The 12,033-nt window shown below is 54.3% G+C and carries 10 protein-coding genes; 3 read left to right on the plus strand and 7 right to left on the minus strand.

All coding sequences use genetic code 11. The annotated features are described in order from the left end of the window. The 4 genes from LKE08_RS27320 to LKE08_RS27335 form a co-directional block, all read right to left on the minus strand. The coding region (locus tag LKE08_RS27320) for an Ig-like domain-containing protein (RefSeq protein ID WP_324707457.1) at positions 1–1,604 on the minus strand (1,604 nt) is incomplete at its 3' end. Further along, the gene (locus LKE08_RS27325; RefSeq protein WP_324707458.1) at positions 1,601–2,242 is read right to left on the minus strand and encodes a DUF6923 family protein; all 642 of its coding nucleotides are present in this window, start codon (positions 2,240–2,242) and stop codon (positions 1,601–1,603) included. The genes LKE08_RS27325 and LKE08_RS27320, both read right to left, overlap by 4 nt. Further along, the gene (locus LKE08_RS27330) at positions 2,181–2,723 is read right to left on the minus strand and encodes a DUF4347 domain-containing protein (protein ID WP_324707459.1); all 543 of its coding nucleotides are present in this window, start codon (positions 2,721–2,723) and stop codon (positions 2,181–2,183) included. The genes LKE08_RS27325 and LKE08_RS27330 overlap by 62 nt, the downstream gene beginning before the upstream one ends. A gap of 327 nt (positions 2,724–3,050) precedes the next feature. Next, a complete protein-coding gene (locus LKE08_RS27335; RefSeq protein WP_324707460.1) occupies positions 3,051–4,007 on the minus strand; it encodes a serine hydrolase in 957 nt (318 codons plus the stop codon). Positions 4,008–4,149: 142 nt separating this feature from the next. Between LKE08_RS27335 and LKE08_RS27340 the strand changes: the two genes are divergently transcribed. The 3 genes from LKE08_RS27340 to LKE08_RS27350 all read left to right on the plus strand — a co-directional run bounded on the left by LKE08_RS27340 (position 4,150) and on the right by LKE08_RS27350 (position 7,670). Next, positions 4,150–4,881, plus strand: coding sequence for an NlpC/P60 family protein (locus tag LKE08_RS27340; protein WP_324707461.1), 732 nt, complete (start codon positions 4,150–4,152; stop codon positions 4,879–4,881). Beyond that, entirely contained in the window at positions 4,878–5,786 is a 909-nt protein-coding gene (locus LKE08_RS27345) for a UPF0104 family protein (protein WP_324707462.1), read from the plus strand. The genes LKE08_RS27340 and LKE08_RS27345 overlap by 4 nt, the downstream gene beginning before the upstream one ends. A gap of 276 nt (positions 5,787–6,062) precedes the next feature. After that, positions 6,063–7,670 (plus strand): hypothetical protein, encoded by a 1,608-nt coding sequence (locus tag LKE08_RS27350; RefSeq protein WP_324707463.1) that lies wholly within the window; start codon positions 6,063–6,065, stop codon positions 7,668–7,670. Between the two features lie 5 nt (positions 7,671–7,675). On the opposite strand, the gene LKE08_RS27355 is transcribed toward LKE08_RS27350, so the two are convergent. From LKE08_RS27355 to LKE08_RS27365, 3 genes are all read right to left on the minus strand, one after another. Further along, entirely contained in the window at positions 7,676–9,922 is a 2,247-nt protein-coding gene (locus LKE08_RS27355; protein ID WP_324707464.1) for a diguanylate cyclase, read from the minus strand. A 755-nt stretch (positions 9,923–10,677) separates the two neighbouring features. Further along, the gene (locus tag LKE08_RS27360) at positions 10,678–11,073 is read right to left on the minus strand and encodes a response regulator (RefSeq protein WP_324707465.1); all 396 of its coding nucleotides are present in this window, start codon (positions 11,071–11,073) and stop codon (positions 10,678–10,680) included. Between the two features lie 450 nt (positions 11,074–11,523). Next, positions 11,524–11,901 (minus strand): response regulator, encoded by a 378-nt coding sequence (locus tag LKE08_RS27365; RefSeq protein ID WP_324707466.1) that lies wholly within the window; start codon positions 11,899–11,901, stop codon positions 11,524–11,526. Between the last annotated feature and the right edge of the window lie 132 nt (positions 11,902–12,033).

Here is a 12,033-nt window from a genome sequence, read left to right on the forward strand (position 1 = left end):
GGCGCCGTGGCGGCGGTATCGTTAGTAGCCGTGGGGGCGGTATTTTCCACCGTCACTGTAATATTGGCTGCGTTGGAAATGGCTCCGTCGTTGTCGGACACGGTATAGCTGATGGGGGTTGCCGTCCCGGTGAAGCCGTCGGCGGGGGTGAAGGTGACGTTCCCGGCGTCGTCCACTTCGTAGGTTCCCTCCCCGTCTACGGTGACGCTGGTGTCTCGGGTGGCGGTACTCGGGTCTAAATCTACGCTGCTCAGGTCTAGAGTCCCGTCGCTGTCGCTATCGTTGTCGGTGATGTTGAAGGTAACGGGGGTTCCCGGCGCCGTGGCGGCGGTATCGTTAGTGGCTGTGGGTGGGTTGTTTTCCTCTAGCGTAACTGTAATAGAACCAGTGTCTGATAAGGCTCCTCCCGTTCCTTGGTCGTCATCTGCCGTGTTGCCGTCATTGATTGTGTAATCAATGGTTACTGAACCGGCGGTTGTACCCGTGTTGCTATAGGCAATATTTTGTAATGTCAGATTGACTAAATCACCCGTCGCAGCATCATTATTGAATGTTAAGAGTAATGTGCCACCACTATTGGTAGTCACTGTTCCAATTACCGTACCATCAACTGTCAGGGTTCCGCCTTCTGTTAAAGCTCCCAATACAGTGGTATTACCGCTGCTAAATACATCTTCACTATTGGCTCCCCCATTTCTTGCGAGTTCCAGGGTGGCACCATTGTAATTATTGCGATCGCCGAGTTCGGGATCTATAATTGTGGCATCATCATCCAGGACAACCGCATTGCCACCCAGACTCACAGTTGGCGTGTTGTTTAAGGCTTCAAACGACGGTGCATCATTGACGGGGATGACTTGGATTGTTGTTGTATGACGTTCGGTACTAGCAGGACCGAAGATCTCGTAAGAAAAGTTGCCATTTTCGTCTTCGAGGACGATTTCTATGATTCGGTCTGTATTGTCGGGTGCTTGGCTGGTGTTTTGAAATTGAATGGCTTTGAGTGCATTTTCAAAGTCGGTTACACTAGCAGTATTACCGGTAGTAGGTGTTAGAGTAACCGTTATTTCCCCACTGCCAACGTCTCCTGTAACAGCATAACTGATCGTTGCTGGTAAACTGTCAAAATTTGTAAATTCATCACCTTCAAAAGGATTGGTGAGGGTAATGGTGGCTTGTTTTAGGCGATCGCCATCCGCCGTGGTCGCATTATTGATGTAGTCTCTGATAATCAGACCATCATCAGCCGTTGTATCAACAATGTTGACAGCCGCTTCATCTTCCGTGAAAGTGGTCGAGTAATTTTGATTATCTGGCGTATCTGTGCCATCTAAATCTACCAGCGGTATGATAAATGGAGATTTCTGCGTCACGTCAGACATACCGTCATTATTAGAGGCATTATCACTCTCAGTTAGAAACTCTGCTACCGGATTGTCGCTAGTGTAATCACGGATATGAAATAGCTGTCCAGGGTTATTTGAACTTGCATATAATCCCCCAGATTCATCACTCCATAAAGCTCCATAAAGCCCAATATCGGTAGGTAGATCATCAATTTCACGGGAGGACATCTTCGTGTCGGTAAGATTGATTTCAATCAATCTGCTTGTACCAGTGCTTTTGCTAATTCCATAAAAGATTCTTTTGCATCTCTTTGAATATATACTAGGTCGAAAACGGTTGTTAAATCGATATCTGTGATATTGTTTACATCGGAATTTATATCGCCATTATCTGTTATGGATACTTTTGATTCAGTGATTGAATTTGTACCAATCTCAATTTTTAGAAGAGAATCCTCCTCACCACGATTGATCACCCAAAGGTTATTGCCGGTATCGAAGTCTCCGGAAAAAGGGAATTGAATATTAGGAGTATAAATCTCAGTATCATTGCTATTGGTTGTCGTAGTACCGTCTGTTTTTACATATGCTATAACGCCTTCTGAATCGATTCTAATTAATTGGTGAATATCAGGAGTGTTCTCTGTCGATTGATCTCCGGTTCTTACAACTCCATAAATATAGTTATCATTTGAGTTGTAACCACTGGCGTTATAGATCAAGCCATTACCAGAACCATCTAGATTCACATTACCGATATCTTCGTAATTACCAGTCAATGGATTTAAGACCTTGAGCTGACCATCAATAACTTGGAAAAAAGCGGGTTTTTCTTCAAAAGTAGCGAGAACATAATGCCACTGCTCTTGAATTCGATCGCACCCACGCCAAATCAACCTCAAAATCACCTTGTAAAACGTCAAATTCCCAGTTTCCGCCTAAATCGGAATGTCCAGTTTTCGTTGTCGATGCGGCAATATTTGCGCCGGTCAGGTGATATAATTTTTCGATAAATTCGCTGCCGGCATCTCCAGTCGCGACGTTACAGCCGTACAGAATTAAAGCGGAGAGATTCCAAGCTTTGATTTGGTCAGAATAATGGCTGATATTCTCTAAATTGAGGCTGTTGCAGCCCAAGTGCAAGCAACCGGGGGAACCGTGGGAGACGAGGTGCAGTTCGACGGGTTGTCGGTATTTTTTGAGGTGGGTTGAAATTTGATAAATACCGTCGGATTTGCGGTCGATCGCGACGGTTTCAAATGCCGCGATCGCCCCCGATTTTAAAACTTCTAAATCCGGAATACTTGTATCTAAAAATAGGAGCTTTATAGCCTTTTTTGATGTTTCTTTTTTAGCGGATAAAGCTGCGTTATTCATGATTTTTTACCCCGGTTTTATGGTAGATTTTGGAAGTTTAAAGGAGTCGCGATCGCCGTTCGATTGCGGCGGAATTGTAACCCCCGCATTGAGATCAAAACTCGGCTAATTTACCCCTCCGGTCGGGACGATTACGCGATCGGAGAAGGTCTTCATATCAAAAGGACAGAACCTTGTCTTGAAAAGATTATATATAATTTGTGATCACGTCGCCAATTTTTCTAGAAAATCTTTACAATGATCCCCAAAAATTTGTGAATTGCTGTCAGAATGGCGGGGACGTCGGTTGTCTCCGAAACGAGGCGATCGCCCGAGGCCCCGCCGAACTTACGGTAGGCTGGAAGAGGGGGACAATTTCTGCATCGCTTCCACCACTTTTTGGGAGATAAAGGGTAAGATGATTTGATTTTGACTCTGGGCTTTGCCTTCAGTAAAGACCACCAGCAAATAGGGTTGCAAGTCGGGAATTTCCACATAGGCGGCATCGTGGCGGACTTGGCTGGTCCACCCGGCTTTTGACCACAACTGGGCATCGGGTGGCAGTCCCTCCCCAAGGAACCGGGCGACTTGATTTTCCGGGTCTTCCCGCAAGGCCGCCGGGTCGAGTCGCCTCCGCAGCAGTTGCATCATAGCCTGAGAAGCCTGGGAAGAAGCGGCGACGCCGCCGACGATACTATGCAGCAGCCTCGCCGTGGCGTTGGTGGTGATCATGTTGCGGTTTTCCATCAGTTCGCCCAAAAAAGCCCGTTCCCGGCCGTAGGCCCCATCACACCAGGTTTTTTGGTTGACGTTAACGGATTCGAGTTCGGGCCAGTTGAGGGACTGAAAGTAGCGGTTGACGATATTCCGCTGGGACTTCCAGGTTTCAAAGGGTCCGGGCGACAATTCCGGCCCGCTGGTGGTTCCCGTCAGGACATCGACGACCAAACTGGTGGCGTCGTTACTCGAATCAACGATCATATCTTTAACGGCCCGTTCCAACTCCGGCGAGATCTGCAACATCCCTTTTTCCAGCCACTCGTAGAGGGCGACCAGATAAAATAACTTGACGACGCAGGCGGGATAAATGCGCTCGATGCCCCGATATTCAAACCCGCGAACGGGATATTTCCAAAACTCTTCCGGCGTCAGTGCCCCGCCGGTATTAACGGAGATGGGGGGGTCGTAAATGACCCAGGTCATGGCGATCTGATGGGCGCCGAGGGCTGGAAATTGAGTTCGGGTTGCCTCTATAATGCCTGTGCCCAAAGTTTGAAGCTGCGGATCGGGATGAAAAAATGCCATAACTGGGGAATCAAAAAATGTGTCTAGAAAGATGTTAAATGGGGGGAATGAGTTGAGATGGGACGAGTCTCACGATCGCCCGCCGCCTCTCCCCGCCCAAAGAATCGCCCCCACTGCTCGACCGTCAAAAGCCAAATCGCTGATGAACACTGACCCATTATCGGACATCGTTGAGTATCGGTGCAAAACCGATCTCGATCTTTACGATTCCCCGGACTGTACGACCCGGGCGACCCAGGCGATCGCGGGGCGGCACCTGCGGTCCGGGCGATCGCCCTCCCCCGGAAAAACCGCCGTCCGAGTGCAACTGTGCGAAGATGACTATCCGGCTTGGCTGTCTGCGGCGGACTGGGAGCATTTGGAAATCGCCCCCGCACCCTACGGACCCCAATTTCTCACCCGCCGCGACATACGGCCGCAACTCCCCAAAATTATACAGTTCACCCGCCAAGCCCAGGAAATCCCCAATACCTACCTCTGGGGGGGGACAACGGGACCCAATTATGACTGTTCTGGCTTGATCCAGACGGCTTTTGCCCGCCAGGGGATCTGGCTGCCCCGGGACGCCTACCAGCAGGAAGCCTTCGCAGAAGCGATCGCCCCCGTGTCCTGGGAACTGCAACCGGGGGATCTGATTTTTTTCGGTCCGCCAGAAAAAGCCACCCACGTCGGACTCTACCTCGGCGACGGACGCTATATCCACAGTTCCGGCCCGGAACACGGCCGGGACGGCATCGGCATCGATCGCCTCTGGCAGACCGATAATGAAGTCAGCCGACACTACGCCGGACAACTGCGGGGGGTGGGGCGAGTCGCGACGGGCTATCCCTTCGACCGGTTCGGGCGGTTCAGGCGACTGGAGGTCGAGTTTTGAAATCCTGTTTGCGTTGGGCGGTTTTTGGCGTCACCCTATTTTTTCTGGGGATAGCCCTGAAACGACACTGGCAGGAAGTCGCCGACATCCAAATCACCGGGGCGAGTTGGGCGGTTTTGGGAGTCGCTCTGGCCGTCACCCTGGCGGCACATATCTGGTCGGGGTGGGTGTGGCTGCTGATTTTGCGGGAGTTCAAACTTCCTGCAGACGCGAGAATTTCGCCGAGCTGGGGGCTGCGAGTGTACCTGAAAACGAATATTGCCAAGTACATCCCGGGGAACGTCTGGCACTTTTACGGCCGGGTGGTGGCGGTCAAGGATGCGGGGATTTCCCTGGGGGTGGCGACGTTGAGCGTGGTGCTCGAACCGCTGTTGATGGCCGCGGCGGCCTTGGCGATCGCGATCGTCAGCGTCCCGAGCCCCCATCGGGGATTGCAGGTTTTGTTGTTGGCGGCGGTGTTGGCGGGGGTCCACCCCCGAATTTTAAACCCCGTGGTGGGCTATCTGGGGCGGCTGAAGTTGAAGTCCCAAGATCCGTCCCCGTCGCCCGAGGTGCGGCTGCACCGCTACCCCCTGAAACCGTTTTTGGGGGAGTTGGGCTTTGTGAGCCTGCGGGGGGCGGGATTTTTGCTGACCCTGGTGGCGTTGGGATATTGGAATTGGGGGGAAGTCCCGTTTATCTTCGGGGCGTTCAGTTTTGCTTGGCTGCTGGGGTTGGTGGTTCCGGTGGCGCCGGGGGGGTTGGGGGTGTTCGAGGCGACGGCGTTGGCGTTGTTGGAAAGCCACATTTCGCCGGGAATTGTCCTGGGTGCGATCGCCTGTTACCGGGTCGTGAGCATCCTGGCAGAAACGGTTGGGGCGGGGTTGGCGAGTTGGGACGGACGCCGGCGGGGGGGGCGATCGTAAAATTGGCGATCGAAAAAAAACCGCCCCGAAAGGTTGGAATGGGGCGGGTTTCATGGATAAGCTTATGATCGATTATAAAGGCTAAATTCCGATCCTGAAAATTTCCTGAGATCGCCTGAGTCTTTTGGCTGTCTCCAGTTTGGGTTATAAATAACAAAGGGGAAATTTGGACTGTTTCGCTCCAGGACTTGCCGCTCCGGCATTCTCCAAATTAAGCGGGTTTCCCCCATCTCAACTGGAAGTTTTTTAAAATATCCCATAAATATAGAGGTAATCATGGCTCTGGCAATTAGCACCTGGCACGATCGGGACAATCGTCCCTTTCTGCCGTCCCCGGACTCGTCGCCCGTCAAATGGTCGGGGGCGGGACAACTCGAACTTCCCGGCGGCTATTTGCTGGTCAAGAATGATGCCGAATTTCTCTACATCGGCTTGGACATGGTGGGCGATCGCCACCAAACCCTCAATTCCGGCGATTATTTCTGGTTCAGCGTCGATGTAGACCGCAACGCCCAAATTACGCCCTACTGCGATGTCAATTACGGGTTTTATCCCGATCGCCCCAATCCCCTCGGCCGGCAATTTTACCTCGAACCCGCCCAATGGACCGGTCGCATCAACGAACGCAGTCCGTCCCGCCTCAACCTCCGGTTCGACCGTTCCCCCAACAGCAACGAACCGCACCGGATTTGGGAACTGAGTTTATCCTTGTCGGAACTCGGCGTCGCCCTCGACTCCGACGAACCGCCCCAAATTCGCTGCGGGTTGCGGGTGGCTTCCGAGAATCCCCCCGTCACCTGGGACGACCCGCCCAATTTTTACCGGGATTTCCGCCACCTCCACACCCTGATTTTGGCGCGGCACCCCAAAACCCACTATCCCTCCAATACCGCCGGGGCGGCGATCGCGGGTGTGGGCCTGATCCCGGCCACGGATATCAATGGAGACGGCTACGCCACCACCTCGCCGACGGCGACGGTTCCGGTGACGGATTCAGCCTTCGGGGGGCGGTTGCACCTGATCGGCAACCGGGACACCCTCGAAGATGTCTGGTGTCGGGGGGCGAGACGCTACCGGATGCTGCACCGTCCGGACCCGCTAAGTCCGTTCGCCCCCATTTTCCAGGGCTGGGTCAATTATTATTGGGAGGGGGAAAGACTGATTCCCGAATATGTCGGGCCCGACGGCGACGGTTACTATCCCCTCCCGGACCCGGACCGCAGCTATTCGATGAATGATTTGCTGTTGCGGTGGTCGTCGCTGGGATATCCCCCCGGACTGCACCAATTTCAAGTGAAATTTTACCGGCCCGACAGTGCGATCGTTTCGGCCCCCCCGCAAATTTTGACCCTCAGAATCGACAACAACCGGCCCCGGGTGGAAATTTCCCAGATCTGGCGCGAGGGCACCCCGGTCGCCTCGGACGGGACGGTTCAACTGACGGACAACCGCGATGGGTTGCAGTTGGAAATCACGGCCTGGAGTCGGGAGGGACACCTGGCTGATTATACGCTGTGGGCGGACTACGGGGAAATATCCCGGCGACGCATCGGCGGCGACGCCTACGAGAACCACCGCAACCCCACCCGCCAGTGGACGGGAATACACCACCAAATCCTCCCCTCGGAGGAAGACCAATGGTTTCCCCCCGGAACGGGCGCCTACCGGCTGCGTCTGGAGGCCCACTCCCGGATCACGAACGGATATTCGTTTGTGGGGGCCGCGAGTGTCACCCGCAACCTCACCCCCATCGCCCCGGTGCGGTTGCACTCCCTCAAACCGCAGTTTTCCCCGCAATTTCCCCTCGGGAGCGACGGGCTGGCGGACTCCGGGCGCGATCGCCCGCTGCGGGACGAGTCCGGTGCGCCCTCCCGCTTTTCCTGACCTTCTCAGGCCGAATTTTGGCGGTCGTCGCGGCCCTCGGCCGGTTCCGGAGGTCGGATGGTGGTGATTTCGAGCTCCCCTTCGATCCGGTGGAGGACGATGCGATCGCGGCCGAGGGCTTTGGCCCGGTACAGGGCGCGGTCGGCTTTGGCGACCAGGCTCTCGGGGGGGACGCCCCGGCAGAGTTGGATGCTCGCCACCCCCATGCTCAGAGTGACGTGGGGAGCGACGCCGGATGCTTCGTGGGGAATCTGACAGGCGGCGAGTTGCGATCGGATCTCGTTCGCCACCCGGGTCGCCCCCTCGATATCGGTATCCGGCAAAACCACCACGAACTCCTCGCCCCCGTAGCGAGCGATCAGGTCGGCGGGACGCTTCACCGCCGCCTTCATGGCCTGGGTCACGTCTTGCAGGCAGGCATCCCCCGCCGGGTGGCCGTAGGTGTCGTTGTACTGTTTGAAATAGTCGATGTCGCACAAAATTACGGACAGGGGTTTTTTTTCCCTCGCCATCCGACTCCACTCCTGCTTGAAGTAGATGTCGAAATAGCGGCGGTTGGCGACTCCCGTCAAGCCGTCGGTGCAGGCGAGTTGCTGCAGTTGCCGGTTGGCCGTCTGCAACTGCTGGTAGAGTTGCGACTGCTGGATGGCGACGGAGAGTTGGGTGGCGACCTGGTTGAGAAATTCGATTTGGGATTCTTCCCAGTCGTACCAAGTGTAGTCCATCACGATCGCGATCGCTCCCCACAATTTGCCGTCGAATTGCAGGGGGAGGAACGACCAGGCCCCCGGAAATTTCTTGGCTAACTTCTGGCTGGCGGGGGTGCGGCAGAGGCGGGATTCGTACAGGCTGAAGCCTTGAAAGTGTTTGAGTCGGGCGGCAATTTCGTTATTTTTGTCGGACATTTGCAGGTGGAGGGCCGGCGGTAAATCCAGATTTTTGCGGTACTCGGAAACGTTCGTCCATAATTGCTCTTGCGGCCGGTACTGCCAAATCCAGACGCGATCGACGTCCAGATAGCGGCCGATTTCCCAAGTGGCAGTGGAAAATAGGGTTTGCAAGTCGAGGGTCTGTCGGATGGCGCAGGTGATGCGGTTGACGGTTTTTTCCCGCAGCATTTGCTGTTGGGCTTGTTCGTAGAGTTGGCTCTGGCGGACGGCAATACCGACTTGATTGGCGAGTTGTTTGAGCAGGTTGATTTCGGAGGGGTGCCAGCGGCGTTCCTGGGAACACTGGTGGACGATGAGCAGCCCCCACAGGCCGTTGTGAAGGTTGTCGCCGGTTCCCGTGACCGCCCGTTCCGCGCTCGAGTTGGGGACGGGAATGGGGACGATCAGGAGCGATCGCACTTGGAAAAATTGCAGCAGTTCCGAGGTGGTGGAACTGAGTTGGCTTTCCTTCAAGTTCGCGATCGCGATCGCGTCTCCTTCTTGGTAATATTTCAGGTAGTCGGCGATAAAAATGGAGGGGTCGTTGATCACGAATCCGAGCATGGAGGGTACGGCGTCATCCTTCGATTCTACCCGGGCGAGTTGTTTGATTTCTTCTCGGAAGCCGTGGATCAATACCCGCTCCGCCTGCAAAAATTTGCGGACTTCCGCGACGGTGGTTTTCAGGATGTCTTGGAGGGTCAACGAGTTGCGAATTTGATTCTCGATTTCGGCGACTAATCGCTCTTGTTGAATTTGTTTGATAAATTTTTCTTCTTGGTCTTTGATATGGCTGACATCTCGAATGGTAATGAACAGGCTGTTGGGAAGGGGGACGACTTGGTGTCGGAAGCATTTGGGGGTGGGGCGATCGGGTAAGGGGAGAGAAAATTCGCTTTCCCGGGGGGTTTGGGTCTCGAAGGCTCGAATGTCAGCTTCCAAACTGACCTGAAAGGGCTGGTCGAGGAGATTTGAAAGGCGTTCTCCCGCCGCCCTGTCGGCTGTTTTTTCGATTAGGATTTCGGCATTTTTATTGAGATAAACGCAGGTGAAATCTCGGATCTTCCCTTGCGAGTCTCGCAGGGGGTCGAAAATAAATAGGGCATCCAAACTGCCTTCGGCGACGGCTCGAAAGCGGGTTTCGCTGTCGATGCGATCGCGGATTTCCCGGGTCAATCTTCCCTCGATTTCTCGAATCTGTCGCGACCGGCGTCTGGTGATTTCAATCAGGTAAATTAAATAACTGATTAAAATGGTAAAACCTCCCGTCGCGACCGCCACAGTTTCGTGGAAGTGGGGGCGCTCTTGTGCCAGCTTTGCCACCGCAGGGTGGAGGTTAATTTGCCGAACCTTACCGCCGAAATCGAACCCGGTTTTTTCGGGAAAGATTCCTGGGTGTGTGCGGTCGAAAATTCGCCGGATTTTCGCCCCATTGTTTTCCGAAAAAATCGAATCACTCCCGCCTACACTGGGGAAGGTATCGCCGTCGGGATTAAATTGTAAATCAAAGGGCGATTGCGCCCCATATGTTATCGATAATTTCGGCATATTTTGCCCGAATTGGGCTGCGGATGTGCCGGGAGATGGAGATTCAAAAGGGTCGGAAAATTTCCAAAATCTGAGCGGTATTGTTTTGAGGAAAGCGGACTCAATTTGAGTCGATTCGAGGTGGAGGCTCCGGGGAATTTGAGCCGTTTCACGAGCCGGCGACTTGGGACAGGACAACAAGGAAACTGCGAACAGAATGCTTCCCAAACAGAGGCCGGCGAGACCGGGAAGACGGGGATGTTGCCGGCGAACCGAACTGTTTGGGGCGGGATCGGCCCGTCGGCTCGGATGTGAGGCGCGACACAGATCGGCGACCGCCGGCCATCGAACAGACCGTTGATGCCTTGCATGGCGATTAATGTTCATATTGCATCTCCCCTTCAAAAATTTGGCGACTCGATCGCCATCCCCGGCTTCACGACGGCGATCGATTGTTGCCCGAACCTCCTGATACCTTCAAGATACATCGGGTATTTGAAGAAAATTTGAAGATGCACTCAGTTTGACCGCCAAAAGTGGCGGGGGGAAACTCAAGCTTCCAGGGGTTGTTCGTCCCAACCGAGGAAGGTTTGAATCTCACAAACGATTGACCGGGGATGGAACGGTTTGGGGATCGCGCCGGCGACTTTCAATTGTTGTTGTCGGCGGGCACTCAAAAGCTGGATTTTGGCGCTGATCAGGATGACGGGGATGTTGCGGGTCTCTTCCCGATCGCGCAGGTGTCGCAACACGGTCAATCCGTCCATGGACGGCATCATCAAATCCAGCAGGATGGCATCCGGCCGCACTTCGGAAGCCAGATCGATCCCCTCAAACCCCGAGTCGGCGCAATACACCTGCCAACCCGCCAAACTCGTCAGACAGCACCGGAGCACTTCCAGGATGTCGGGTTCGTCGTCGATGATTAAAATCCGTTTAGATGGCATACTTTTTCCTCCCGTTCGGCAGGACGGTGGCGGATTGGGTCGCGATCGCACCAGCCATCATTCTGGACCGATTCCTATCAACTCTGTCTATCAAAGTTAAACCGCAATTTTGAAGATTATTTGAAGTTCGAGACCGATCCCGAGCTTGACATCCTCCCCGACCCTGATGGCACGGGGATTCCGACCAGTCGAACAGCCGAAGCCGAACGCACCCTGGGCGGGTTGACGCTGCTTCGGTACCGCCATCTGAGGAGAGTCTAATGAAAAATGACCGATTTCCGATTCCCTAATACCGCGCGCGGTATTAGGGAGTCGATATTAGGGAGCCCTTGAGAACTCAAAGCCCCTTTGAATCGAGGTTTTGAAGTTTTCGAGGTTCCCCCGAGCTAGTTAACACACGAGCACGAGACTTGCGATATCAATGATCAATGATCAATGATCATTGATCAATTATTTCCACCCCAGGAGGGCGGCAATTTCGTCCGGCAGGGTCGCGGGGTTGAAGGGTTTGTAGATGCTGCCCGCGACTTCCATTTCGGAGAATTGCGCCCGGTCGCCGGCCGGCGATCGCGCGGTGAGTAAAATGACAGGAATCCCGGCCGTCCGGGGATCGCCCCGCAAATTTTTCAAGATCTCGTCGCCGTCCATGGACGGCAGCGACAGGTCTAACAAGATCCCGTCGGGCCGTTCCGCCGCGGCCAGGCGCAACCCCTCGGCGCCGGATTCGGCGCTCAAAACCGTCCATCCGGCCAAATCCTGCAAACATCCTCGGACCACTGCGAGAATCGGTTCTTCGTCGTCGATGACTAAAATGCACCTGGCGTTCATAATCGGCGATCGGGTAGATTGAGGAGACGAACAAATTTTTGCAGTTGAAAGGCCGAGTAACCAATCCCCGCGAAGACAGCGACGGGGCTTTCTAGCCCTAACCTGTTACTCTGTCTCGCAGAGAGCAAGACA

The sequence above is a fragment of the Lyngbya sp. CCY1209 genome, assembly GCF_035615495.1.
Classification (GTDB): Bacteria; Cyanobacteriota; Cyanobacteriia; order Cyanobacteriales; family Microcoleaceae; genus Limnospira.

Coding starts and splice junctions, on each gene's coding strand:
- LKE08_RS27365 (WP_324707466.1), bottom strand. CDS start 11,901: ATGAACGCCAGGTGCATTTTAGTCATCGACGACGAAGAACCGATTCTC.
- LKE08_RS27340 (WP_324707461.1), top strand. CDS start 4,150: ATGAACACTGACCCATTATCGGACATCGTTGAGTATCGGTGCAAAACC.
- LKE08_RS27350 (WP_324707463.1), top strand. CDS start 6,063: ATGGCTCTGGCAATTAGCACCTGGCACGATCGGGACAATCGTCCCTTT.
- LKE08_RS27330 (WP_324707459.1), bottom strand. CDS start 2,723: ATGAATAACGCAGCTTTATCCGCTAAAAAAGAAACATCAAAAAAGGCT.
- LKE08_RS27335 (WP_324707460.1), bottom strand. CDS start 4,007: ATGGCATTTTTTCATCCCGATCCGCAGCTTCAAACTTTGGGCACAGGC.
- LKE08_RS27360 (WP_324707465.1), bottom strand. CDS start 11,073: ATGCCATCTAAACGGATTTTAATCATCGACGACGAACCCGACATCCTG.